17 protein-coding genes are annotated in these 26,671 nt (G+C 47.9%); 13 read left to right on the top strand and 4 right to left on the bottom strand.

Annotation, left to right across the window (positions count from 1 at the left end):
• Positions 1-56: 56 nt before the first annotated feature.
• From ACW6QF_RS01995 to ACW6QF_RS01985, 3 genes are all read left to right on the top strand, one after another.
• A complete protein-coding gene (locus tag ACW6QF_RS01995) occupies positions 57-1,340 on the top strand; it encodes a DUF2851 family protein (RefSeq protein WP_456086624.1) in 1,284 nt (427 codons plus the stop codon).
• Between the two features lie 98 nt (positions 1,341-1,438).
• Positions 1,439-3,355, top strand: a complete 1,917-nt coding sequence (locus ACW6QF_RS01990) for an Ig-like domain-containing protein (protein WP_456086623.1) — start codon at positions 1,439-1,441, stop codon at positions 3,353-3,355.
• Entirely contained in the window at positions 3,294-4,181 is an 888-nt protein-coding gene (locus ACW6QF_RS01985) for a DUF3108 domain-containing protein (protein WP_005649646.1), read from the top strand. The genes ACW6QF_RS01990 and ACW6QF_RS01985 overlap by 62 nt, the downstream gene beginning before the upstream one ends.
• A gap of 3 nt (positions 4,182-4,184) precedes the next feature.
• Here ACW6QF_RS01985 and ACW6QF_RS01980 read toward each other — a convergent pair whose 3' ends face one another.
• Both ACW6QF_RS01980 and ACW6QF_RS01975 read right to left on the bottom strand, forming a co-directional pair.
• Entirely contained in the window at positions 4,185-5,237 is a 1,053-nt protein-coding gene (locus tag ACW6QF_RS01980; RefSeq protein WP_456086622.1) for a sensor histidine kinase, read from the bottom strand.
• Positions 5,238-5,249: 12 nt separating this feature from the next.
• Entirely contained in the window at positions 5,250-6,584 is a 1,335-nt protein-coding gene (locus ACW6QF_RS01975) for a sigma-54-dependent transcriptional regulator (RefSeq protein WP_456086709.1), read from the bottom strand.
• A 280-nt stretch (positions 6,585-6,864) separates the two neighbouring features.
• Here ACW6QF_RS01975 and ACW6QF_RS01970 point away from each other — a divergent pair, with 280 nt between their 5' ends.
• The 10 genes from ACW6QF_RS01970 (at position 6,865) to uxaC (ending at position 22,591) form a co-directional block, all read left to right on the top strand.
• Positions 6,865-7,419 (top strand): RNA polymerase sigma-70 factor, encoded by a 555-nt coding sequence (locus tag ACW6QF_RS01970; RefSeq protein ID WP_456086621.1) that lies wholly within the window; start codon positions 6,865-6,867, stop codon positions 7,417-7,419.
• A gap of 66 nt (positions 7,420-7,485) precedes the next feature.
• The gene (locus ACW6QF_RS01965) at positions 7,486-8,478 is read left to right on the top strand and encodes a FecR family protein (RefSeq protein ID WP_456086620.1); all 993 of its coding nucleotides are present in this window, start codon (positions 7,486-7,488) and stop codon (positions 8,476-8,478) included.
• Positions 8,479-8,712: 234 nt separating this feature from the next.
• Entirely contained in the window at positions 8,713-11,973 is a 3,261-nt protein-coding gene (locus tag ACW6QF_RS01960; protein ID WP_456086619.1) for a TonB-dependent receptor, read from the top strand.
• Between the two features lie 12 nt (positions 11,974-11,985).
• A complete protein-coding gene (locus tag ACW6QF_RS01955) occupies positions 11,986-13,689 on the top strand; it encodes a RagB/SusD family nutrient uptake outer membrane protein (RefSeq protein ID WP_456086618.1) in 1,704 nt (567 codons plus the stop codon).
• An 85-nt stretch (positions 13,690-13,774) separates the two neighbouring features.
• Positions 13,775-16,321 (top strand): glycoside hydrolase family 95 protein, encoded by a 2,547-nt coding sequence (locus ACW6QF_RS01950; protein WP_456086617.1) that lies wholly within the window; start codon positions 13,775-13,777, stop codon positions 16,319-16,321.
• Positions 16,322-17,102: 781 nt separating this feature from the next.
• The gene (locus ACW6QF_RS01945; protein ID WP_456086616.1) at positions 17,103-17,825 is read left to right on the top strand and encodes a GIN domain-containing protein; all 723 of its coding nucleotides are present in this window, start codon (positions 17,103-17,105) and stop codon (positions 17,823-17,825) included.
• A gap of 98 nt (positions 17,826-17,923) precedes the next feature.
• Positions 17,924-19,057 (top strand): 6-bladed beta-propeller, encoded by a 1,134-nt coding sequence (locus ACW6QF_RS01940; RefSeq protein WP_456086615.1) that lies wholly within the window; start codon positions 17,924-17,926, stop codon positions 19,055-19,057.
• A gap of 192 nt (positions 19,058-19,249) precedes the next feature.
• A complete protein-coding gene (locus tag ACW6QF_RS01935; RefSeq protein ID WP_456086614.1) occupies positions 19,250-20,293 on the top strand; it encodes a PfkB family carbohydrate kinase in 1,044 nt (347 codons plus the stop codon).
• Positions 20,294-20,327: 34 nt separating this feature from the next.
• On the top strand, positions 20,328-20,996 hold the full coding sequence (locus tag ACW6QF_RS01930; RefSeq protein WP_456086613.1) for a bifunctional 4-hydroxy-2-oxoglutarate aldolase/2-dehydro-3-deoxy-phosphogluconate aldolase: 669 nt from the start codon (positions 20,328-20,330) through the stop codon (positions 20,994-20,996).
• Positions 20,997-21,187: 191 nt separating this feature from the next.
• Complete coding sequence (uxaC, locus tag ACW6QF_RS01925) at positions 21,188-22,591, top strand: glucuronate isomerase (RefSeq protein WP_456086612.1); 1,404 nt, start codon at positions 21,188-21,190, stop codon at positions 22,589-22,591.
• Positions 22,592-22,657: 66 nt separating this feature from the next.
• Here the strand turns inward: uxaC and ACW6QF_RS01920 are convergent, their stop codons facing one another.
• Positions 22,658-23,125, bottom strand: coding sequence for a hypothetical protein (locus ACW6QF_RS01920; RefSeq protein WP_456086611.1), 468 nt, complete (start codon positions 23,123-23,125; stop codon positions 22,658-22,660).
• A 16-nt stretch (positions 23,126-23,141) separates the two neighbouring features.
• A complete protein-coding gene (gene porW, locus ACW6QF_RS01915; RefSeq protein ID WP_456086610.1) occupies positions 23,142-26,669 on the bottom strand; it encodes a type IX secretion system periplasmic lipoprotein PorW/SprE in 3,528 nt (1,175 codons plus the stop codon).
• Positions 26,670-26,671 lie beyond the last annotated feature (2 nt).

Raw genomic sequence — 26,671 nt, 5'->3', positions numbered from 1 at the left:
GCAAATATAAAGAATAATGCTTAGATTTGGGGCATAAATCTTAACTCTGAAAAAAGATGGAACGTTTATTACATTATGTTTGGAAATACAAACTTTACACAGCCACTCCATTGGCAACCACAGACGGACGCCCCGTACAGGTAATCGATCCCGGAATGCAGAATACGGACGCAGGCCCCGATTTCTTCAATGCGAAAATCAAAATAGACGGAACGCTATGGGCGGGAAGTGTCGAAATTCATGATAAATCCTCCGACTGGCTGCTTCATCATCATGAGACGGACAAAGCGTACGATAGTGTAATCCTTCATATTACAGGCATTGACGACTTCCAGCCGGTCCGGACGAACGGGGAGCCGATCCCACAAATGCTCCTGACCGTTCCGGAGAATGTTCTCCGCAGTATAGACTGGTTGCTTTACCGGGAGGCGGCTCTTCCGTGCCTCGACTATATAACCGGGATCGACCCGTTGCATATAGCCTGCTGGATGGAAGCTTTGCTGAGCGAGCGGCTGGAACGGAAAACACATGACATTTTCCTCCTTTTGGATACGTATCAGGCAGACTGGAACGAAGTCTTTTATATTACTTTAACCCGGAACTTCGGCTTTGGCGTGAATAATGACGCTTTTGAAAGGCTGGCGAAGAGCCTGCCGCTCCGTTGCATCCAAAAGCAGCGAAGCAGCCAATCTCAGATAGAGGCGATGCTTTTCGGGCAGGCGGGGATGTTAGCGGAGGAGAATGACGACCATTATTACCGCCTGTTGCAACGGGAGTACGATTTTCTCCGCCATAAGTTCGGCCTTTCGCCAATGGAAGATTTCGTGTTTAAGAACCTGCGGACACGCCCTCTCAACTTCCCGTATCTGAAAGTGGCGCAGCTGGCCGCTCTTTGGGTACGGCACGACACCCTGTTCTCAGCCATCCTTGAAGCCGGGAGTACCGGAGAGATCAAAAAGTATTTCAGGATCCCTCCTTCCGGTTATTGGGAGACACACTATCATTTCCGGTACGCTTCTCCCCGGAAGGAAAAGACCATAGGCGAAAACGCCCTGAACATCCTGCTGATAAACACGGTCGTCCCGATGCTCTTTGCCTACGGCTTGCACAACAAGCGACCCGAATATTGCGAACGTGCCACCCGCCTTTTAGAAAGTATCCCCCCGGAAAAGAACACCATCGTCTCCACTTTCTGCAACGCCGGTATCACCGTCCGCCACGCCGGCGACAGCCAGGCATTGATCCAATTAAAACGCGAATATTGCGAAAAGAAGAAATGTTTGTATTGCAGGATCGGATTCAGGATGTTGAAAACGACAATCGAACAAAAGACCGTTTAAATGCAAAGATTGATTAATGGCAGGATATCCTACTAATTTTCACCGGATTTTTCCCTATTTTTGCGCGTGTTTGTCAAATATATTTGAAATAGACATAAATGGATACGAAATATATACGAAATTCATTCCGCCTGTTGTATGGGGTGCTGTTGTTGGTGGTCATTTATTCGTGCGCCAATATCGGTAGTCCGAACGGAGGACCCTATGACGAAACGCCTCCCAAGTTCGTAAGCAGCACGCCGATCCCGAACCAGGTGAACTATAAAGGGAAAAAGATCGAAATCCTCTTCGACGAACTGATCCAGATCGATAAACCTTCGGAGAATGTGATTATCACTCCGCCCCAGATGGAGCTGCCGATTATCCGCTCTGCCGGGAAGAAGGCGGTGATCGAACTGAAAGACACGTTGAAAGCCAACACTACCTATACGATCGACTTCACCAATTCCATCTCCGATAATAATGAGAAAAACGTGTTCGAGAACTTCTCTTTTGCTTTCTCTACCGGAGATATGATCGACACACTCGAAGTTTCGGGAGTCTTGTTGAATGCAGAGAACCTCGAACCGATGCCCGGCATTACGATCGGCCTGCATCGCGACCTGGCAGATTCCGCATTCATGAAACTCCCGTTCGACCGCACCTCCCGTACAAATGACAAAGGGCAGTTCACGATCCGTAACATTGCCCCCGGAACCTATCATATTTTCGCACTGAACGATGTGAACCGCGATTATAAATTCGACCAGCCGGGCGAGGATATCGCGTTCTTGGATTCCGTCATCGTCCCTTCCTTCGAACTGACGACCCGACAGGATACGGCTTGGAAGGACAGTCTGACGATCGATACGATCCGGACGGTCGGTTACACCCGCTTCTTCCCGGACAACATCGAACTCCGCCTGTTCAAGGAGAAATTCGAACGCCAGTATATGGTAAAGCCCGAACGCCCGGACGAGAAATACTTTACGCTGCGTTTCAATACGAAGCTGGACACCGTACCGGTGCCTGTCCCCATCAATTTCACCCCGGAAGACAGCACCTGGTATTTTGTGCAGCAGACGGAAGGCGGCGCGGCCGTTAACTACTGGCTTGCCGATTCGACCGTCTGGAAGCAGGACACCCTGCAGGTGCAGGTCTCCTATCCGAAGAGCGACTCCCTGAACATCCTGCGCCCGCAAACCGACACGGTCCAACTGGTATTGCGCCGCCGTCCGGCAGAAAAGAAAAAGAAGAAAAAGAAAGACGAACCCGATCCGGTCGTGTTCTTAGGCATGCAGGTAGACGCTCCCGGTTCGATGGACTTGTTCGATACGATATCCGTAACCTTCAACGAACCGGTATTGGATATCAACAAAGAGATGTTCTTCCTCGACCAGAAGGTCGATACCGTTTGGAACACGGTCGATTTCGACTTCTTCCCCGATTCGACCAACAGCCTGAACTACTTTATCAGACGTCCGTGGAAGTATGGGGAAGAATACCGCATCGAAGTGGACTCCGCCGCCATCCACAGCCTTTACGGGAAGTGGAACGATTTCTTCACCGGCGAGTTCAAGATCAAAAAGGAAGACGAATACGGCCATCTATATCTCAATATCAACGGTGTGGACACGACCGCTTTCGTCGAATTGCTCAGTAGTGGAGACGCCCCTGTCCGCAAAGCGAAAGTAAAAGACGGCGGAGTGCTTTTCATGGACTTGAAGCCCGATAAGTATTATGCCCGTATCGTGATCGACACGAACGGCAACGGAGTGTGGGATACCGGTAATTATGCCGAAAAGCGGCAGCCCGAAAAGGTTTATTATTCTCCCAAGATGTACGAGATCATGCAGAACTGGCAAGTCGAAGAGACCTGGAATGTCAACTCCACCCCGCTGGCCAAGCAGAAGCCTCTTGAGATAACGAAGAATAAGCCGAAGGAAGCAACCAAGAAGAAAAGAAACTACAAAGATGAAAGTCAACAATCATCGTCAAGGAATAATAGCGGCGGCAACATGGGAATGCCGTTCTGACATCGTCCGCCTGTGGCTGATATTTTTGCTATTGCTATCGGCCGTGTGTGCGAAAGCGCAGGAAATCCCGGTCCGCCACAGGTTCAGCCCCGGCGAGGAAGTGCAGTATGAGTTATACTTCAAATGGGGCCTTCTGATGCCCCGTGCAGGCCACGCCACCCTTTCCATCCGCGACGCGGAATACGAGGGCGAGCCGTCCTATCACTACCGGCTCATCTTCCGCACCTCCGGCATTATCGAGAAGGTCTATAAGATGCGAGATACGATCGATTGCCATTTTACCCCCGACATGCTGCTTCTACGGAGTGAGAAGCGGGTAAACGAGAATGACTATTATCTGATAGACGACATCCGTTTCTCCTACGACCGGAAGAAGATACTCGCTCATTCCCACCGTTATACGCCCACCCGCACGAAGATCGACACGATGCTCGTGACGGAAGACCCACACATGTTCGACATGCTGGGAGCAACGATGTATCTGCGTTCCCTGGACTGGGACAAGATGAAAAGCGGTGAGAGCTTTCCTTTCCAGGTGGCGATCGGACGCGAACGCATCAACATCAGTTTCCGCTATACCGGGCAGCAGATCGTGGAACGGAGCGAGACGTTGAAGTACAGGACCCGCCATTTCTATATCGACATCTACGACGACGCCTTTACCCAAAGCAAGGAAGCCGCCGAGATCTGGATCGGCGACGACGAGAACCATATCCCGATCAAGATACGCGCCAAGCTGAAGATCGGCGCGGCCGAAGTCTATTATAAGTCCTCCAAAGGCTTGCGCTATCCGCTCACTTCGCGGGTAGAGATCAAGAGACGGTAATTCTTAAGGCTTTACAGGTAAAGAAACCGTGAAGCAGGTTTCCCGGTAAGGTTGCGAAGCCACCGACAATTCTCCTCCATGCATCCGTATGATCTGCCGGGAAAGGCTCAACCCGATACCGCTCCCCGTAGCCTTGGTGGTGAAGAAGGGGACGAAGATATCTTCCATCAGGTCGGAAGGGATGCCGGGACCGTTGTCCGTCACCCGGATAAGCAATTGGTTCTTCTCCGTATCGACTTCCAAACGGATCTTTCCATCCGCCTGCCCTTCAAGTGCCTGCATAGCGTTTTTCAGCAGGTTGATCAAAACCTGTGACAGCAGCTTTTCGTCTGCATGGACCGTTATCTCCGGCTGAAACAGAACGAGGGAGAAATCGATATGCTGCCGTTGCATATCCGGCAAGTACAAGGTCTGCAGGTTTTGCAGCAGATACGTAAGCGGGAATGGCTTAGGCGCCGGCTCCTTCAGGTAAGCAAACTGGCGGTACGATTCGGTGAAATGCATCAGGGTTTGCCCTTGGCTTTTGATGGTGTCCAATCCCCGTATCGTCTTGCGGATGGTGGCATCGGTGATCTCCCCGCTGCTTTTCGGCGCATCTTTCGTCCGGAAATAAGAAAGAAGCGTGCCGGAGAGGGAGACGACCGGGGCGATGGAGTTCATGATTTCGTGTGTCAGGACATGCATCAGCTTATCCCACGATTCATATTCCTTACGGTGCAGCTCGCGGTCGAACGCCTTCCGTTTGTTCTCGGTCATCAGCCTGTGAATGCGGTTGAAAGCGGCATGCAAGCGGCGTTGCTCCCGGCTGCCGATATTTTCCGGGAAATTGAGCATCGACTCGTCGTCCTCGATGGCATCCAGGAAAAGCTGTATCCTCCGGTTCGATGCGTTGAGATAATAGACAAGGAGACTGATCAGCCACGCTGCGATAAAGAGAGCCACAAGACCCAGTATGACCGCCCGTCCCGTAACGATACCGGCCACGCCCAAGCCCGCCACCAATACGATGGCGACTACTTGCAAAAGAATGCGTATGTATAGACGGACACTGAACATACCGGCGGAAAATCAGAGATTGAATCGCTTCATCTTATTATACAACGTCTGCCGGCTCACGCCCAACTGCTCCGCCGCAGCCGTCAGGTTCCCTTCATTCTGGGTGATAGCCGCCAAGATCGCCTGCCGCTCCACCTCTTCTAAATTGGGCACTTCGCTAAAAGAGAGTGCCTTTCCCGGACGGATAAAGAGGTCGGAGGCACGGATCACATTCTTTTCCGCCAGGATCACCGCCTTCTCGATCGTATGCTGCAATTCCCGGATGTTGCCGGGCCAGTCATAGTTCGCGAGCTTCTCCAACGCCTGCGGATGCAGGGTTAGTCCCGGCCGACTGTAAAGGTGCGTATATTTTTTCAGGAAATAATCGACAAACAGGGCGATATCTTCCCGCCGGTTCCGAAGAGGCGGAATCTCGATCTGTATCGTATTGATGCGGTAGAACAGGTCTTCACGGAAAAGCGACTGCGCCACCATCTCCGGCAGGTTGCGGTTCGTGGCGGCAATCAGGCGTATGTCGACCGGAATCTTCCGGTTGCTCCCAAGGCGGGTGACCTCGCGATTCTGCAAGGCTGCCAGGAGCTTGGCCTGCAATCCTAACGGCAGGTTTCCGATCTCGTCGAGAAACAGCGTGCTCCCGTGTGCCGCCTCGAACTTCCCCGGACGACTCTCGCGTGCATCCGTAAAAGCCCCCCGTTCATGCCCGAACAACTCGCTTTCGAACAGCGATTCACTGACGGCTCCCATATCCACGTTGACCATCTCTCGGCCGCCGCGGAGCGAAAGGCGGTGTATCTCACGTGCCAGCATCTCCTTACCTGTACCGTTCTCTCCGGTGATCAGGACATTAGCATCTGTCTTGGCTACTTTCGTCACCACTTTGATCAGTTTCATCATCACAGGAGAATGCCCGATAATCATAGCCGGTTCGCTCGGCCTCGGTACCGGATGCACCGGCTGACGGGACTTCCGTTCGTGCAGGGCGGCACGTATCTTCCCGATCAGGTTATCGTTGTCCCAGGGTTTCAATACGAAATCGGCCGCCCCGCTCTTCAACGCCTTGACTGCCAGTTCGACATCCCCGTAGGCTGTCAGCATGATAACAGGCAGTCCCGGTGCGATCTCCCGTATGCGGCGGAGCCAGAAAAGCCCTTCGTTGCCGGTATTGACACCGGCAGAGAAATTCATATCCAACAAGACAAGATCGACCGGCCGGCTGTCCAGGACCGAAAGGATACTGTTCGGGTTCGAGGCAGTCTCCACCTCTTCGAACTCATCTTCCAGAAGCAGTTCGAGAGAGGTCAGTACGCTTTTGTTATCATCAACGATCAGGATAGTTCCGGCTTGCATAAGATCTTTTTCCGGTAAAGTTATCCGCTTCCCTGTTACCTTGCAAGCGAGCGTCAAAATATTTGACACTTTTGGATTATTATTCTGCACGTACCATTTTTTCCTTGCATCGAGTTATCAGGCACTTGCTTCAAATTATCGTTTATCCGGTCTTTCATTCGATAAAGCCTGTTGTTCAATTCGATATTTCTTGCTGAAAAAAATTGCCTCTTCAGATTATTTTCCATATCTTTCGTTTTTCATATTTATAAAGGGATAGAGCGTACAATAGAAAACAAAAATGGATATCAACCTTGAGTCAAAATATCTGGAAGAACTTGGAAAAGGGGATCATAAAGCCTTCGATATGCTTTACATCCAATACAGTCCAAGACTAAAGCACTTCTTAACCGGTTTCATAAAGAACCGGGATGAAGCGAGCGACATGACCCAAGATATCTTCTATAAAATCTGGACCAACCGGGAAACGATCTCAAAAGTAGATTCTTTTAAGGCCTATCTCTTCCGCATGGCCCGCAACATGATCTATGATTATTACGAACACTGCCTGATCGAAGAAAACTACCAGCAAAAAGAGCAAAGAAGGTCGACCTACGACGATCTGATAGAAGAAGAACTCTACGCCAGGGAGCTATCGCTGCTCATTGACATTGCTGTCGAGAAGATGCCGCCTCAACGCCGGAACATCTTTATTATGAGCCGGAAAGACGGCCTGAGCAATGAAGAAATCGCCCAACGGCTGAATATCAGCAAACGGACAGTAGAAAACCACATGACACAAGCCCTTGCCGAATTGCGGAAGATCGCATATTCCACTTTGCTGCTTTTTTTCTGAAAAAAAAGCACTTCCGGCTGTGTGTGCTTCCCCACTCGTCCGTCAGCTATAATATAAAGACGAAAAATGGGCAAAAGAAACATACATATATTAATAGAAAAATTTTTCGGGAACGATCTGTCCCCGGAAATACAGAAGAAGTTCCATGCCTGGCTGCTTGACCGGAATTTTCAGGAAGAGAAAGAAAAGGCGATGGGTACTTTATGGGAAGAGGAATCTGCCGTGGCAAACGAATCCACTTTCCAGGAATTATCCCGACTACATAAGCGAATCGAAGCGTCCGATCGGACGCTTCACAAACCAATTGGTTTGTATATCAAGAGAATTGCCGCCATACTACTTTTGCCGTTGCTTGGTGCTTTCGGTACCTATTATTATCTGACAAAAGTAAATCCGGTCGTGGAAGAAGCTCAATTGAAAGAATGTTTCGTCGCAAATGGAGAACAGAAACAAGTAAAACTGCCCGATGGGACGAAAGTCTGGTTGAACTCCGGTTCTTTACTGGTCTATGACAAACATTTCAGGGGAAAAAGACGTCTCCTGTTCCTCAACGGGGAAGCCCGCTTCCAAGTCGCCAAAGATCCGGCAAAACCCTTTTTGGTCAAAACCGCCCATATGACGGTCAAAGCACTCGGCACCGTATTCAATCTAAACGCTTATTCAGACCAGGATGTTACGATTGCCACATTGGAAGAAGGGAAAATTCAAGTCGATCCCTGTTTAAAGCAAGACACAAGCCTGATTTTATCGCCAGACGAACAAATCATCTACAATCACCGCCTGGAAACACTGGCACTCAATACTGTCGACGCCGGACGCGTGATGCAATGGACCGACGGGTATCTGATATTCCAGACGGCCTCGTTCGACCAGATCGTAAAGACCATCGAACGTAAATTCGATGTAACGATCAATTATGAGACGGAACGGTTCGCCGGCAGAAGCTTTACAATGAAGTTTAATCCTGACGAGGGCCTGGAACAGGTACTGGAAGTCATGAAAGAGATGATAAAAGGACTGAACTACAAAATAAAAGAGGACAAAGTGTACATAAACTAAAAAAGAGGAGATACTAATATGAAAAAAAGAACCGGGAAGATGACGCCAATCAGATCTCCCCGGCTTGAAATCGAGCAACACCATTCATTCTAATTATCCGGCAGGATAAAAATCATGCATAGTATTTACTTAAATATCTAATTTTACAAAAATATGGAATTAAACCTGAAAACACAACAGAATAAGCTAATTAGTTTATTCCGCGTTTCATTAATGTTTTTTCTTTTCTTTTTTGTGCAACAGACAGTTGCCAGTAGCCAGTCGATCACACTGCCATCCCACAACATCACAATCAAAGATGCTTTCTCCGAAATAGAGAAACAAACAGGTATGTCGGTCGACTATGATGAGTCGGTCATTAATCTGAATAAACAGGTCAATGCCTCTGTTAACAATAAATCTTTGAATGAGACACTCGCACTGATCCTGAAAGGGAGCGGATGCACATTCGTCATCCGGAACAATCACATCATAATTTCTGCCCAAACGGTTCAACAGCAGCAGAAGCAAGTGACGATTTCCGGTACGGTAAGTGACAATTTAGGCCCTATTGCCGGTGCTAACGTGGTAGAAAAAGGCACAACCAACGGGATCATCACGGATATGGACGGCAATTATACCCTCTCGGTTCCCCAGGGAGCGGTGATCCAGTTTTCCTATATCGGATACGTGACCAAAGAGATTACAGTCGGTAGCCAGAAGAACATCAACGTGCAGTTGGCGGAAGACGCACAGAAGCTGGACGAAGTCGTCGTCGTCGGTTACGGTACGGCCAAGAAAAGCGACCTGGCCGGATCTGTTGTCCGTGCCGATCTGGGAACTTTGCAGGAATCACCGAATATCAGCTTGGGTTCGGCATTACAGGGGACGGTTCCCGGGCTGAACGTAGGTGCTGTGTCCGAAGCTGGTAAAGACCCGGACATGTCTATCCGCGGACGTACGTCCATCAGTGGCGGTAATAGCCCGTTGATCGTATTGGACGGCATTATTTTCCGTGGGAACATGGTCGATATCAATATGAACGATGTAGAATCCATCGATATCCTGAAAGATGCAAGCGCCGCCGCCATCTATGGGTCGGAAGCCAGTAACGGTGTTATTTTAATTACCTCCAAAACAGGAAAGGTAATGAGTAAACCGACAATCGAATACAGCGGTTCATTTTCCTATCAGGAACCGACAAACAAAGATATGTATCCGGAAGGCCGTGACGGATTTCTACGCAAAATAGCCGATCGTTATCTGGAAGAAAGCCGTACAGGGGACAACATGCTGCAAATGAACCCGAACTGGGATCCGACATCCCATTTGATGGACCGGAATGCCTTGGACGGATATGAAAGCGGAACTGACACCGATTGGTGGGGAATGCTGACTAACAAAACTCCTTATATACAAAATCACAACCTGAGTGTCAGAGGCAAAAGCGAACTGAGCAGCTATTTCTTTTCCATGGGTTATACGGATCAAAAAAACTTGGTTATCAACGACACATACAAACGTTATAACGTACGTGTCAATCTGGATACGAAAATCACAGACTTCCTGAAAGTCGGCGTACAATCTTTCTTCACGATCAGCGACTACTCCGGCCAATCTCCTGATCTGGGAACAGTGACCGGCTTACCTCCAATTGTCGCCATAACAGACGAAAATGGAGATTATATCCGGGAACCCTACAAAAACACATTGAATCCATTACTGACAATCCAGCAAGATGATGTGAACAAACGCTATAATCTGTTCGGGAACTTCTATGCCGATATCGATTTCCCATTTCTGAAAGGTTTGAACTATCGCATGAATTTCTCGCAGAACCTGATTGAAAACAAAATCTACAATTTCAACAAATGGGGAGCGGACTTCACGGGTTCCGGCTCGAAGGAAAACAACAGCCAGTACAATTATACGGTCGACAATATACTGTCCTACAAAAATACATTCGGGAAACATGCTATTAATGCGACTTTCGTCTACGGTATCGAAAAGAGACAGTATGAAATGACAAAGGCGGGAGCAACCAACTTCTCCAATGATATTTTAGGCTTCAACAAGCTGGATGCGGGACAAGCCGACTTACAGACAGCAACATCCGGTGCATGGGAAGAATCGAGTTTGTATACCATGCTGCGTGCCATTTATACTTATAATGACAAGTATATCCTGACAGGGACTGTTCGCCGTGACGGATTTTCCGGGTTCGGGAAGAACCATAAGTTCGGAGTTTTCCCCTCTGCCGCATTGGCTTGGCGTATCAGTGAAGAGGACTTCTTCAAAAACAATATCAACTGGATGGAAAATTTGAAGTTACGTTTATCTTACGGGCAAAACGGTAATCGTACGGTCGGTCGTTATCAAACACTTGCCCAGATGGGAGCCGGTGTCGGTAGCATCAGCATAGACAATACTACTATCAATGGCGGATATCTGTTTGGTGATGGCGCCAATGCAGAACAGATGCAATGGATCAAGTCGCTTGCCAATGCCGATCTGAAATGGGAGACGACGAACACGTTCAACGTCGGTTTGGATTTCAGTGCCTTGAACGGACGCATCTTCGGCAATATGGAATATTACCTGTCACAGACAAACAACCTGCTCTACAACATCAATATCCCGCAAATCAACGGTTTGGACAAGATCCCGTCCAACATAGGTAAAATGAGAAACCGTGGCTTTGAAATGTCCGTAACAGGTGTGGCTATCGAAACAAAGGATTTCAGTTGGGATGTAACGTTCAATTTCTCCCGTAACCGCAATAAAGTTGTCAGTATTTTAGGTATCGATGCCGATGGAGACGGAAAAGAAGATGACCTGACGGCCAATAAAATTTTCATCAATCATCCTTACGGAGTATGTTACGACTATAATATCATCGGTATGTGGCAACTTGCCGACAAGCAAGCCGGTTTGATACCTGAAGGTTTTGAATACGGGACCTATAAAGTGCAAGATGTAGATGGTGACGGAAAATATTCAGCAGATAAAGACCGTATAATCATCGGATATGAAGATCCTGCATACCGGTTCAGCATACAAAACTCTTTCCGCTACAAAAACTGGGAATTAAAGTTCTTGATCAACTCGATTCAGGGAGGGAAAAATTATTATTACGGCCAGCCTGGAAAAGATTTACCCAATCCGGATAATATTTACCAGAACAACCTATTCAATTTCGATTACTGGACTCCGGAAAATCCGAATGCGCGTTACCGCCAGTTGGGTTATTATACTCAGGCATTGGGTAGCTACGGATTCTCCCCGTATGTACAACGTAGCTTCGTCCGTCTGCAGGATGTTACGATCTCTTACAATGTACCGTCTGCATTCCTGAACAAGTTCAAAGTAAGCCGGCTCAAACTGTATGTAACAGGGAAGAACCTACTTACCTTTACTGATTGGGACGGCTGGGATCCGGAAACCGGAACAGGCTTGGTTTCCAACAAATATCCGGTTATGAGAAGCTATTCCGTAGGTCTTAATCTTGAATTTTAATAACGAATGAACATGAAATCAATTAAATACGGCATTGCGATTTTAGCAGCATTTGCCACCTTATCATCTTGTAACGAAAACGATTTTCTGAAAGAGGAGCCAAAAGATTTTTACTCTCCGGAAAACTCAATGGAAACAAGTGCCCATTTCCAATCTTCCTTGAATTATTTGTATAACCGGGTAAGATACCAACAATGGGAGTTAGACCCCGATACACGTTTTGCATTTCATTATGCAACAGATTTCGCATTTAATGCCACTGACTATTACAAAGCAGCTAAATTGAATGATTATAAAAACGTAATGGTTCCTACATTCAGCGTCCCGGCGAACGTTTGGAAACAAGTATATATCGTCATTTCAAATGCGAATGTAATATTAAGCCGTCTTCCAAACGCCACAGCAGTTCCTGAAGAGGAGGCTAAAGTTATTCGCGGAGAAGCTCTATTCTTCAGAGGATTCTCATATCGAATGCTTGCAAATTTGTTCGGGGGAGTTCCTCTGATTCTTGAAGAGGTCTCGACTCCTCGCCGGGATTATGTCAGAGCTTCCAGAGAAGAAGTGTATGAGCAGATCAGAAAAGATCTGGAAGAAGCCATCACTTTATTACCGGATATTGATGTCGTAAAAGACGGAAAAATCAGCAAACAAGTAGCCCAACATTTACTTTCAGAGATTTACATTTGCCTGAATAAATATGATGAAGCGATTCAAACGGCAACTGCTGTCATAAGCCATCCGTCAATGGCCCTGATGACTAATCGCTTCGGTTCAAGAGCTAATGAAGAAGGCGATGTCTATTGGGATCTATTCAGGTTGAACAACCAGAATCGCAGCAGCGGGAATAAGGAAAGTCTATGGGTATTACAATATGACTACCTGAATGCAGGCTCAAAAACAGCCTATAATATGCCTTGGGCTATTATCCCCTATTACCAGAATATCCAGATTACAGCAAAAGACCAGGCCGGAGCGGATGTGAAAACAACTGCTTTTATGGGAGTAACAGATGTGAAAGGCGGACGCGGTGTTGGTTGGATCCAACCAACGGACTATTTCTTCAATACTGTATGGTCCAAAGGGTCTGATCAGGACATTCGAAATTCAGGACACAATATAGTAAGAGATTTGCAAATCGATAATCCGGCATCTCCGGCTTTCGGACAATGGATGGTGAAAGACGGTTACTATAAACAAGTCGATTCCATACGGCAATGGTTCCCGTTGATAATGAAATTCTCCCGTGTCGGAAATTTCCCCGAAGAATTGTATCAGGTAGACGCTACCGGGAACCCGCAGATGACGCCATTCGGAGAACATCTCCTAATCAACAGTGCAAACAGTAATTACAAAGACGAATATATGTTCCGCTTGGCAGAAACTTACCTTCTCCGGGCTGAAGCCTACATAAAGAAAGGAGATCTGGCTAATGCTACCGCTGATATCAATACGATCCGGGAAAGGGCTAACGCCGATCCGGCCCAGCCTTCGGATGTGAATATAGATTTCTTGCTGGATGAACGTATGCGCGAGTTATATGGTGAAGAACTGCGCATGCTAACCTTATGCCGAATGGGCAAGTTGGCAGATAGGAACCGTAAGTATAATCCTAAAACAGGTTTGACAATCGAGGATTATCATAATCTCTGGCCCATCCCCTATTCGGAAATCGAGCGGAATGTCTATGCCACGATCGAACAGAATCCGGGATATTAATTAACTATAAACTTACAGAGTGTCCGGATGAATCAATATCTTTGCATCCGGACACTTTTTTGTATAATCTTAAAATACCATGTATATGCGCATTATTTCTTATCTGATCTCCTCACTCTTTTTGCTCACCGCGTGTGCGGAAACGCCGCAAAAAGCACCGCTTTCCTTGTGGTATAGCGAACCAGCAGCCAGTTGGAACGATGCCCTCCCGATCGGAAACGGACGGGCAGGAGCAATGGTTTTCGGAGGAATTGAAAAAGAACAACTTCAATTGAATGAAAACACGTTATACAGCGGGGAACCGTCAGTCGTTTTCAAAGATGTGAAAATAACACCGGAGATGTTCGACAAAGTGGTCGGGCTGATGAAGGCCGGAAAATACGAGACGGCTTCGGACCTGGTTTGCAAGAACTGGCTGGGACGCCTGCATCAATATTACCAACCGTTCGGAGACCTGCATATCCAAAACAACAAGCCGGGAGATGCCGTCGGGTACAAACGGGCATTAAACATCTCGGATGCAGTTGCCACGACTGCCTATGAACAAAACGGCGTGAAATACGAACGGGAAGTGTTTGCCTCCCAACCGGACGATGTGATCGTGATGCGCCTGAAAAGCGACACTCCGGACGGTATCGACATCTCGCTCGATTTCACTTCACCCCATCCTACAGCCCTGCAAAAAGGGACCGGCGACCGTCTGGTCCTGCACGGACAGGCTCCCGGCTATGTGGAACGGCGTACATTCGAGCAAATCGAACAATGGGGCGACCAATACAAACACCCTGAACTCTACGATGCGAACGGCAAACGCAAGTTCGACAAACGGATGCTTTACGGCGACGAGATCGGCGGGAAAGGCATGTTTTTCGAAGCCCAGTTGAAACCGGTCTTCCCTAAAGACGGGAAATGTGAGATTACCGACTCCGGCATCCATGTGTACGATACGGATGAAGTCTATTTCGTACTCAGCATGGCAACCGGCTTCAACGGTTTCGACAAGAGTCCGAGCCGGGAAGGTATCGATCCATCCGCCAAAGCAGCCGGTATTCTGGAAAAAGCCCTTTCTTATGACTATCAGACACTGAAACAACGCCATACGGAAGATTACCGTTCCCTTTTCGACCGAGTCGATTTCGAACTGTTTTCCTCTCCCGAACAAAAGGCGATGCCGACCGACAAACGTCTCGAACAGTTTGCCGGAAACGCCGATCCCGACTTGGCAGCTCTCCTGTTCCAGTTCGGACGCTACCTGATGATCAGCGGATCGCGCCCAGGCGGGCAGCCTTTGAACCTGCAAGGCATGTGGAACAAAGACACCATTCCGGCCTGGAACTGCGGCTACACGATCAATATCAACACCGAAATGAACTACTGGCCGGCCGAACTCACCAACCTGTCGGAATGCCAGGAACCTCTTTTCCGGATGATCCGGGAACTGTCTGTCTCCGGAGCCGAAACAGCCCGGAACATGTATAACCGTCGCGGTTGGGTGGCCCATCATAACACATCCATCTGGCGGGAATCCCTGCCGAACGACAACGTGCCGACAGCTTCTTTCTGGCCGATGGTGCAAGGGTGGTTGTGCAGCCACCTATGGGAACACTACCAGTTCACACAGGATGAAACATTCCTGAAAAACGAAGCCTATCCGTTGATGAAAGGGGCCGCCGAGTTTTTTGCCGACTGGCTGATAGACGACGGCAACGGTCATTTGGTGACTCCGGTAGGCGTCTCCCCGGAAAACAGTTTCGTCACAGAAGACGGGCAAACGGCAGCTATGAGCATGGGCCCGACGATGGACATGGCGATCATCCGCGAGACTTTTACCCGCACGATCGAGGCTTCGGAAATGTTCAACCTGGACGAACCGTTACGGGATGAATTGAAAGACAAACTGGCACGCTTGCTGCCCTATCAAATCGGGGAACGCGGACAGTTGCAGGAATGGATATATGACTTCAAGGAACGGGAACCTCAGCACCGCCACTTCTCTCATCTGTACGGTTTCCATCCGAGCGACCAGATCACGCCGGACAAGACACCGGAGCTGTTCAATGCGGTCCGCAAAACGCTCGAACTGCGGGGCGATCTGGCTTCCGGCTGGTCGATGGGCTGGAAAATAAACTGCTGGGCACGCCTGTTGGACGGCAACCATGCTTACAAAATCATCGCCAACCTGTTCAATCCTGTCGGATTCGGAAACAGTGCACATAAAGGAGGAGGACTCTTCCGCAATTTATTGTGTGCACACCCCCCTTTCCAGATCGACGGGAACTTCGGTTATACGGCAGGTGTCGTTGAAATATTGTTGCAAAGCCATGCCGGATACATTCATCTGTTGCCTGCTTTGCCCGACGTATGGGCGGAAGGCTCTGTTTCCGGTCTGAAGGCACGGGGCAACTTCGAGATCGCGATGAACTGGAAGGATGGAAAATTGACAGAAGCCAATATCCGTTCGCTGTCAGGGAAAAGCTGCACGCTGCGTGCAAGCCAACCCTTTACAGTCAAGCAAGACGGCAAAGTCGTCACGACTTCCTCCCCGATCCGATCGGACGGCAAGGAATACCACCAAGCGATGTTCGATACACAAAAAGGGGATACGTTCGTCCTAACGCCTGCGGCTCCCTAAATACCAAAGGGACACCAATGTAGAGACGCACGGCCGTGCGTCTCTACGGGTTCCCCATCAGAACACATTCCTGAAACAAATAAACGCCATTTGCTGTCAATCTGATTCATTTCAAATGTTTTTGCTAACATACGAATCTCCCTTTTTAATCCTTTTAGCCTGAAAAGCCCTTGTTTTCATTCCTCCTCTCACAAATCGTCTAAATGATTTTTCAAATGATTTGAATGTTTTTCCAAAGCCATTGGGATGTTCCTGACAATCCATCCGGATCAATCCGGAAAATCATTTGGATGATTTGGGAGGACGAATGAAAACAAAGGGAAAAAGAATCCTGAAAAGTCTCTCGAAAGGCCTCTAAAAGCCATTTTAACACCTCAAAGGCTCTGCAAAGCAATCCGTTTGTGATTGATATTTTGACAGAAACACCTCCTTACAGCCAACACACTCATACGCTTCTTCAGCATCTTTCCGTTTTCCGGCAACAAAAAAGAGCCGATCCGATACTCCTGCGAACAAAATGACAATAACCAACTCTGTTTCCCGGCCCTATTCGCGATCGTTCCGGCAAAAGGCACATACAGACGAATCTGAGGAGGGCTAATTTGATAATTTGACACTTTGCCCCTTTTTTATGGCAAAGCGCTGCACTTTGTCGTGTTAAAAATGTGGCTTGATTACTATATTTAGGTATTTATTTTGCACGATGAATTTATTTCTTCATATTTTTTTGATTTTCAAATAATATCTCTATTTTTACAAAAAACGAACAAATCTAAATTTTATGAGAAAAACGATCTTCTTATATATATTCGCTCCTCTATTCTTTTTAGCTGCCACAGCTACGGCTGAAGAGTTCAAAACCATAAAAGGAAACGGAGATATCGTTACTAAGGATATTCCCATATCTGAATACACGCAGCTGAAGATAAGCGACAATATCGAGAAACCGGTTTTCAATTATTCACAAAAAGAAGGACAAGCGTCGTCTGTGAGACTCACGATCGACAGCAATTTGCTGCCTCATTTGGAAATCAAGGCACAGAAAGGCAGCCTCGTTATACACACAAAGAACGGGGAACGTTTGCAACCGACTCGCCTAATCGTGGACGCCCAATCCGCCCGTTTGATCAAAGCGCATATAGACGGAGCTTTCCGCTTTACTTTCCGAACCGGTCTGAATGCCAAAAACCTGAAATTGACGGCAGAAGGGATGTCAGATGTGCGCAGCAATAAACCGATACGGGTTGGAGAAAACTGTAAAATGAAAGCAAGTGATGCCGGCAGATTAAAAGCGACTGATCTGCAATGCTCCCACCTAAATGTCGTGATCACAGATTGCGGAATGCTGGATTTGAAAGGAGAAGCGCAAAATGGGAAATATAAGGTGGGAGACGCCGGGGGACTCAAAGCGTATGGATTTGTTACGGAAGAACTGGATTTCCGTGTCGACGGAGCCGGAAAAGGGGAAGTCCACGTTACCGTGTTGGAAGGGGATGTGTCGTAAGCCGGGCTACTTAAATACAAAGGTTTTCCGCAAAATGATGTACGATGTACAGGAGCCGGGGAAGCGAAGAGGATAAGATAACAAAATAGTCAATTGAAATGAAACATTTAATTTTTTACATCATTTTCTTATTTATGTTCTGCGGTTGTTATACGGAAAATACAACATCAGGATATAAAATATATGATCTTCAAAAGGTACAAGATACGGATAAAAGTAGCCTTGACAGCGGTAGTTTACATTATATAGCTTTGGAATTTAATGAACAATGCCCGATAGGATATATGGACAAGGTTATCCTGACTGATACATACATTTTTATTAAATCGGATGATTTTTTATATCGATTCTCTCTTGACGGGAAATTCCTGAACAGTATTGGTAAATATGGGGAATCTCCTTCGGACATCCAAGGAATTTTTGATTTTGCTATAGATGAGAAGCAAGAAAAAGCCCTTTTGTTGGATATGATGGGTAAAAAAATCGCAATATATAGTTTCGATAATGAATTTCAATATTCTATCCCTTATGAAGGCCTTGTACGGAATATGGAATATGACAATGACAGGATATTTCTTACTTTCATGAATTTGGGCAATGAATCGCCAAAGTTACAGGTGATGAATATGGGCGGAGAAGTGTCATACCGTTCTCCCAATGATATTCATTATAAATTTCAAGATATGTTTGCGCTTCCAAGTATAAAAAACATACAACCGATAAACCAAGAAGAAATATTGATCCGGCAAAATTTCAATGATACGATCTATACCTATGCCCGATCAACGAATGGATTAAATTTCAGATATATATTTGAATTTGGAGATAGCAAACTTCCATATGATTTATTGGGCAGTCATGAACGATTTGTAAAAGAGAATGAAAACTATGCTTATCTTTCAGATGTTACGGAAACAAAAAATCGCATTTATGTCGACTTTGTTTTTCATGGGAAAAGCAAAAAAGTGATTATCGACAAAAGTAAAGATAAGATATATGAAGTTCAGAATTCTGACGGTGGCATGATTGTAGAAGGAGGCTTTCATTTTTTCTGGCCTAAATGGATTTCTTCTGCCGGATGTCTTATTGATTATATACCGGCTGATTACATGGTTCAGAACAAAGATAAAATTACGGATAAAAAACTTATTGAGTTGGTTAATATATTGAATGAAGAATCTAATCCCGTATTGATTCTTTACGAAGATAAATCCGCGGATATCCAAAAATAACATGAGCAGGTTATTAAAATATAGTAGATTCCAAGAATTGTGCTGAAAAATATGCACATGGCACAACAATCCAATAGATGAGAAAGGAAATAAAAATATTCTTGAAGATTTACAATGTTTTCGCGCACACACCATGTTTGTTTAAAAATAAACTCCTATTTTTGTGGTCTGAACACATTATAAACCATAGATATGGATAAAAAAGTAATAACCTTTGGAGAAATCATGCTTAGACTGGCCACACCAGACTATCTCCGTTTTTGTCAGAGTGATAAATTGAATGCGACCTTTGGTGGCGGTGAAGCAAACGTAGCTGTATCGCTGTCGAACTATGGTATTGCAACAGAGTTCGTAACCCGTTTGCCGAAAAACGACATTGCACGCGCTTGTGTAATGGACCTGCGTAAATATGGTGTAGGGACTTCCCACATCGTTTACGGTGGCGACCGTTTAGGTATCTATTTCCTCGAAACAGGTGCTGTAGCCCGTGCCAGCAAAGTGGTTTACGACCGTGCTAATTCAGCCATATCCGAGATCAAACCGGGCATGGTGGATTGGGAAGAAGTATTCAAAGATGCCTCCTGGTTCCACTGGACAGGTATCACGCCGGCTATCTCCCAAGGTGCAGCAGACGCTTGCCTGGAAGCGATCCAGGTGGCAAACCGTATGGGTATACCCGTATCATGCGACATCAACTACCGCAAGAACTTGTGGAAGTATGGCAAAAGTGCATCTGAAGTGATGCCTGAGCTGGTTGCCGGTTGCGACGTAATCCTGGGCAACGAGGAAGATGCTGAAAAGGTATTCGGCATCAAACCGGAAGGTTTCGATGTTACGGCTACGAACGGCGAGGTAAACGCTGCCGAATTCGAATCCGTATGTACACAGTTGATGGCTAAATTCCCGCGTGCAAAGAAAGTGATCATCACACTCCGTGGTGCGATCAATGCGAACCATAACACATGGCGTGGCGTTCTCTACTCGAACGGCAAACTGCATCAGTCCCGCAGTTACGACATCACACATATCGTGGATCGCGTAGGTGGTGGAGATTCCTTCATGGGCGGTTTGATCTACGGTCTACTGACTTATACGACAGACGACCAGAAAGCACTTGAATTCGCTGTTGCTGCCTCCTGCCTGAAACATACGGTTTACGGCGACTTCAACCAGGTAACGGTCGAAGAAGTTGAAAAGCTGATGAGCGGGGATGCTTCAGGAAGAGTCTCGAGATAATTAAAAATTAAGAATTAAAAAATTAAATCCTTTTATGGCAAGATTCAATAAAATGCAGGTACTCGACGCGATCGTCAGCACTGGAATGGTACCTGTTTATTATAATAAAGATATAGAGATCGCAAAGCAGGTCGTCAAAGCTTGCTACGAAGGTGGCGTTCGTGCTTTCGAGTTTACCAACCGCGGTGATTTCGCTCATGAGGTATTTGCCGAACTGATCAAGTTCGCCGCAAAAGAATGCCCCGAACTGGTTTTGGGTGTCGGCTCTATCGTGGATGCCGGAACAGCTTCCTTGTATCTGCAGCTGGGTGCGAACTTCATTGTCGGCCCGTTGTTCAATCCGGAGATCGCGAAGGTTTGCAACCGTCGCCTCGTTCCGTACACTCCGGGTTGCGGTTCCGTATCGGAAATCGGTTTCGCCCAAGAAGTAGGTTGCGACCTGTGTAAGATTTTCCCTGCCGGAAACGTTGGCGGACCGTCTTTCGTGAAGAACATCAAAGCTCCGATGCCCTGGTCCATGATTATGGCTACAGGCGCAGTAGAGCCGACAGAAGAAAACCTGTCGGCCTGGTTCAAGGCTGGCGTGACTTGCGTAGGCATGGGTTCCAAGCTGTTCCCGAAAGAAATGATCGCTGCCGGAAACTGGGAAGCCATCTCGACACTCTGCCGCGATGCGCTGGCTACTATCCAAAAATATCGGTAAACAATGGGGGTGTGTCATTAATCTGTATATTAGAACACAGATAACACAGATGAGACGGATTCACACAGATTGATTATAGTAAATCAATAAAATAAAAATCTGCGGTTATCTGTTGAATCTGTGTCATCTGCGTTCTATTTTATATTTTGACACACCTTCTTCAATAAATCATAAATCTAAAATCATAAATCATGAAATCCTTTCTCGATTCCAATTTCCTGCTCCAGTCGGAAACAGCGCAGAAACTGTATCACGAACATGCAGCGAAAATGCCAATCATCGATTACCACTGTCACCTGATCCCGCAGCAGATAGCCGATAACTATCAGTTTGCCGACCTGACAGAGATATGGCTCGGTGGTGACCACTACAAATGGCGTGCGATGCGCGCAAACGGTGTGCCCGAAGAATATATCACGGGAGACAAACCGGCTTACGAGAAGTTTGAAAAATGGGCGGACACGATGCAGCATGCCATGCGCAACCCGTTGTATCATTGGACCCACCTCGAGCTCAGCCGCATCTTCGGCGTTGACAAGGTACTGAACCCGCAGACAGCCCGCGAGATATACGACGAATGCACCGCCAAGCTGCAAACCCCCGAATTCCGCGCCCAGGCAATCATGGAACGGATGAACGTGGAAGTGGTTTGCACGACCGACGATCCGATCGATGATCTGAAATACCACGCCGCAATCCGCCAGGGCAGCCTGAAGACAAAGGTTCTTCCTGCCTGGAGACCGGACAAGGCGATGGCAATCGAGAATGTCGATACTTATAACGAATATCTGACCAAGTTGGAAGCTGCCGCCGACAAGTCGATCCTGAACTTCAAGGATCTGATCGATGCCTTGCAGAAACGTCACGATTTCTTCGAATCACAGGGTTGCAGCTTGTCCGACCACGGTCTGACGACTTTCTATGCCGAACCGTACACGAACGCCGAAATCGAAGCGATCTTCCTGAAAGCCCGCATGAAAAAAGAGCTGACAGCCGAAGAGATCGACAAATTCCGTTCCGCCATGTTGTACGAGTTTGCCGTCATGGATGCCAAAAGCGGCTGGGTACAGCAGTTCCATTATGGCGCGACACGCAACAACAACGCCCGCATGTTCAAGAAGCTGGGACCGGACACAGGCTACGATGCGATCGGCGATGCAGAAGTCGCTACCCCGCTGGCCCGTTTCCTGAGCCGTTTGGACGAAGAAGGCGTACTGGCCAAGTCCATCTTCTACAACCTGAACCCGCGCGACAACGAGTTGTTGATGACAACGATCTACAGCTTCAACGACGGCACGGTTCCGGGCAAGATGCAATATGGTTCCGGCTGGTGGTTCCTGGATCAGATCCACGGCATGGAGAAACAGATGAACGCTTTGTCCGACTTAGGGTTGCTGAGCCGCTTCGTCGGCATGCTGACCGACTCACGCAGCTTCCTGTCTTACCCGCGTCACGAATACTTCCGTCGCATCCTGTGTAACATCCTGGGCCGCGAAGTGGAAGAAGGTTTGTTGCCGGCATCCGAACTGCCGTTCATCGGTAAGATGGTGGAAGATATCAGTTATAATAACGCGAAAGGGTATTTCGGGTTCTAAGCATCGGAATACAATAATTCAAAGAAATGCCGGGCGATTTGTTTATCATTTTCGTCCGGCATTTCTTTAAAATTCAAAGCAGATAGCAATCACCGGCTCTTGTCGCCGAATTGTTCTCCTCATAGCCGGACCAGGCACAGGCTGACTACCGGCACCGATTGAAAGAGCCTTCTTTTTGTTTTTTGACGAACAGATAAATAGCGGAACACTGGCTCCACACAAACCTATGGAGGTAACCAACAAACCCGCATCTATGGGATCTGAAAAAGTTGAATTTGTAGCAGCACGAAGTGCGCCCCAAAAAAGCAACGTCCCCACTCCCAATCCAAGGCTGACACCTCCTGTGACCTTAAGCAGTTTCGCTTTCCGAGTATATTTCAGGAAATCATTTCCTTCATTCCGATAACTATCCATGCAGGAAAATGATAAGTCATTTTCCTCAATCTCACTTCCATTTACCATCTCGGAACCTTTTGCCTGAAAAGGGAGCAATGAGATCAGAACGAGATATAACAATATATAAAGATGTCTCATAATAAGCCTTTTTATTTTACCGTTTCCTTTTCGCCTTAGCCGCCGCCTCTTTGGCCTTTTGGGCTTCGCGGCGGGCTTTCTCTTTGGCTTTCAGCTTTTCTTTGTATTCGCGTTCCTTCTGCTTGCGCTCTTTTTCCTTTTGCTTCAGGCGATCCTTGTACTCACGTTCTTTCTGCTTGCGCAGTTCTTCGCGGGCTTTGAGCTTCGCTTTACGTTCGGCTTCGACCTGTTGCTGTTTGGCTTTACGGTCGCGTTCGAGCTGTTTTTCGCGGTCGGCTTTTGCTTTCAACAAGGCTTCTTCTTCCGCTTTTTGCTTCTTCAGAAGTTCTTCGTTCTCTTTTGCTTTCTGTTCCTGCAATTCTTTCTCGGCTTTTTGTTGGGCTTCAAAAGCTTTGCGGGCTTCTTCCTTGCGGGCTTCGGCTTCGGCGGCTTCGCGCTTGCGAAGTTCTTCGATCTCTTTCAACGTGAGTTCCTTCGGTTGCTCGACAGGAGCGACAACAGCGGGAACGGTGTCGGACGATGTCAGAACAACCGTATCTTTAGCCGCAGGCTGTACAACTGCCTCTTCTGCTGCCTGCTGCTTCTGTTGTCCTTTCGGGCGGACAGTTTTCTTAACGGGTTCCGGCTTTTCTTCCCGGATTTCCGCAGCCGGTGTTTCCTCCGGAATATCTTCAGAATCCTGAGCTTCGGCCTCTTCCGCCTCGGCCTTCGCCTCTTCCTCCTTGATCTGTTCGGCAGTCATGCGGGCTTTCCAACGGGCGGCCAGTTCAGGAGCTGCCTCGCCGAAGTTTTCCTGGAAGAACTCGACATATTCCTCAAGCGTCTTTCCTCGCATCAGCGTTTCGTAGTTGTCGTCGGAGATCGGAAGGATGGCCACATTCTTATCCAAAGCTGCCGCATACCCGTCTGCTCCGTAGATCATCTTATAATAATGTAGGATTTCATCCAGGTTGAAGAAGCCGTGGATCGTCAACATGCTCATCGGGCCGGCTTCCTCAAAGCTCAGGTCGAACTCTTTCACCATAAAGTTGGCGAAGTTATAAGCGGCTACGGCAAACAACAACTGGTTCCGGTCGATCGTTCCGGCCGGGTACATCAGCAACATCCGGTACGAAGTATTCGGCTCGGCGGTAAAGACACGCGCCGAGTCGGCTGCTGAAAGCGTGCCGTCGTCACCGACACCGAAACGCAGGTTCCAGCTCATCCCCTTGATGCCGCCCTGTACCATCATGCGGCCGCGGAGAACGCCTTTCAGCATTTCACCCGCCAGTTCCGTCACATCGGCAGCCGGATATTTCTCAACCAACGCTTTCAACGCGTTCTTGAAACCTTCGGCATCCCCGGCCTGCACATAGCTCAAAGCGTCGAGGAACATGAACTTGGGCATCAGGTCTGCCAACGGATACTTGGCACTGACATCACGGTAATTGCGACGGACGGTGACCGTATCTTCCGCCAGATAGCTCTTATAAGTTTCCTGATAGATCGAATCCTGCACCCGATCCATCATCCGGATATTATATTCATAATTGGGATCGGCAATCGCAACCGCATAATCCGATTCAGGGAAAGCCGTGATCAACTTGTTCTTATAGGCCGCAGCCAGCACTTGGTTGCCGGAACGGAGCGCCATCAGATAGACCTGGTAATAACTTTCCAGCAGATGGTTATGCTTCGGGAAACGACGTTCCAGTTCTTCAAAGGCTTCGGTCGCGAGCGGGATGTCTTCGAGCTTGTCCTTATAGATCATGGCCATGTTATAGAGGCCATCCTCTATGATAATATTGGAGGCTTCGATATCTTCGGGTGTCAACGGAAGCTGCTGGATGTAGTATTCGCGCGTTTTCGGATCGTCGGAGGCAACAGGTTCCAGACCGGCTTCGAGCGAATCGGCCGCCATTTCGCCCGTTTCGCCCGTTTCCCCTTCGGGTGTATTCTCATTTTCATCCCCCAAATTCTCGTTGAAAGTGGACATTTCCTTTTTACGGCGACGCCAGTTATCTTCCAGTGCCCGCCGTCCCCATTTACGTTGGAAAGCGGTTTTTCCCTGCGACACGGCTTGGGGATTATAGAAATAGAAACCGGTTCCCCCGGATGCCGTCGGCAATGTGATGCCGCCCGTCTCCGTTCCCGGACGGTCGATGCCCGTACCTTTTGCCTCTTGTTCCGCCAGATAGGCTTCTTTCTCGGCAAGTGCTTTGGCCTCTTCCTCTTCTTTCTTCACCTGTTCGATGACCTTGTCGATCACGGCAAGCCGTTCCGCCTCCGGCATTTTGGCAAGGGTTTGCAAACTATCCTGCAAATGGACCGCCTCCACATGCACGACCAACTCGTCGAGGATGGCGGACAGCTTGGAGACCCGTTCATAGTCTTTATATTCTTTCCGGATGCCGGACAATGCACCGCTGAAGTTCGGTTGTGCCTTGACATAGTCGCGCTTCTGGAAATAAAGATCGCCGAGCTTGATCTGGCAGATCGCCTTGTCCAAGCCGTTCTGTGTACTCTTCTCCACGCCCAACTCATAGTTCTTGATGGCATTGACCGTATCTTCCCGGCTCATATAGACGTTGCCCAACGCATAATAGACCTGGTCGAGCAGGTCCTTGTTCTTATCGCTTTTCGCCATCCGCCCGAGCATCTTGACCACCTTCTGGTAATTGCCGCCAGTGAATACTTCGGTCTGGCGGATACGGGCGGCAAATTCCAGTTCATACGGCGGATTGGCTTTGATCACCTGTCCGAACATCTGGTAAGCAAGTCCGTTTTGTTCCTGTTCGGCGTAAATCTGTCCTAACAGGTATTTCATGCGGGTACGCTGGCGACGGTTCTTCTCTGCCTTGATCGCGGTCTTGAAGTAGGGGACCGCCTCTTCGTATTGTTTTTTCTTCACCAGGTAATCGGCATATACCGTCGCATACTGGTTCAAGTTTTTCCGGGGAATGCCATTTGTATTCAGCTTTCCTAAGATATCTTCGGCTTCATAGAACCAATCCATCTCGGAATAGCAACGAGCTTGCCAGAGACGGGCTTCGGCCACCACTTCCTCGTCATGGGCATAATGACGGGCTATATAGGAAAAGGTAGCGGACGCCTGCAGGAAGTCGGCGTTATAGAACTGCGCCTGCCCCATCATCAGCCAGCACTTTTTGAGAAACGGATTGTATTCCTCCTGTTCCTGCCAGGCACGTTGCTTGGGATCGTTGCGCCATCCCGGTTTCTTAGGCGGCTTTGCCTTGATGGAGTGAAGCTTGATCGCTTTATTGCTTTTCTCGATCGCCCGGTCGAAAGGACCTCCCGTTTCTTGTTTGTCTTTGGGCTGCGCACTGACCGGATACATCAGGATCATGTCGGAATAGCTTTCCTTGTAGCCGTTCTGCATGGAGAGCAACGCTTCGTCAAACGATGTCTTTCCGTTGAAATAGATATTATAGCGGGAATTAAAGGCATGATAGAAGCGGCTTGCCTTAGTATTCTTTTTCGTACTGCAAGACCAAAACAAAGAGACAATCAATAGTGCGATTATATAGTAGAAACCTTTCTTCATTT

Source organism: Parabacteroides sp. (genome assembly GCF_977054455.1).
This window is presented reverse-complemented; position numbering and strand designations above follow the sequence as displayed.

Coding starts and splice junctions, on each gene's coding strand:
- ACW6QF_RS01995 (WP_456086624.1), top strand. CDS start 57: ATGGAACGTTTATTACATTATGTTTGGAAATACAAACTTTACACAGCC.
- ACW6QF_RS01990 (WP_456086623.1), top strand. CDS start 1,439: ATGGATACGAAATATATACGAAATTCATTCCGCCTGTTGTATGGGGTG.
- ACW6QF_RS01985 (WP_005649646.1), top strand. CDS start 3,294: ATGAAAGTCAACAATCATCGTCAAGGAATAATAGCGGCGGCAACATGG.
- ACW6QF_RS01980 (WP_456086622.1), bottom strand. CDS start 5,237: ATGTTCAGTGTCCGTCTATACATACGCATTCTTTTGCAAGTAGTCGCC.
- ACW6QF_RS01975 (WP_456086709.1), bottom strand. CDS start 6,584: ATGCAAGCCGGAACTATCCTGATCGTTGATGATAACAAAAGCGTACTG.
- ACW6QF_RS01970 (WP_456086621.1), top strand. CDS start 6,865: ATGGATATCAACCTTGAGTCAAAATATCTGGAAGAACTTGGAAAAGGG.
- ACW6QF_RS01965 (WP_456086620.1), top strand. CDS start 7,486: ATGGGCAAAAGAAACATACATATATTAATAGAAAAATTTTTCGGGAAC.
- ACW6QF_RS01955 (WP_456086618.1), top strand. CDS start 11,986: ATGAAATCAATTAAATACGGCATTGCGATTTTAGCAGCATTTGCCACC.
- ACW6QF_RS01950 (WP_456086617.1), top strand. CDS start 13,775: ATGCGCATTATTTCTTATCTGATCTCCTCACTCTTTTTGCTCACCGCG.
- ACW6QF_RS01945 (WP_456086616.1), top strand. CDS start 17,103: ATGAGAAAAACGATCTTCTTATATATATTCGCTCCTCTATTCTTTTTA.
- ACW6QF_RS01940 (WP_456086615.1), top strand. CDS start 17,924: ATGAAACATTTAATTTTTTACATCATTTTCTTATTTATGTTCTGCGGT.
- ACW6QF_RS01935 (WP_456086614.1), top strand. CDS start 19,250: ATGGATAAAAAAGTAATAACCTTTGGAGAAATCATGCTTAGACTGGCC.
- ACW6QF_RS01930 (WP_456086613.1), top strand. CDS start 20,328: ATGGCAAGATTCAATAAAATGCAGGTACTCGACGCGATCGTCAGCACT.
- uxaC (WP_456086612.1), top strand. CDS start 21,188: ATGAAATCCTTTCTCGATTCCAATTTCCTGCTCCAGTCGGAAACAGCG.
- ACW6QF_RS01920 (WP_456086611.1), bottom strand. CDS start 23,125: ATGAGACATCTTTATATATTGTTATATCTCGTTCTGATCTCATTGCTC.
- porW (WP_456086610.1), bottom strand. CDS start 26,669: ATGAAGAAAGGTTTCTACTATATAATCGCACTATTGATTGTCTCTTTG.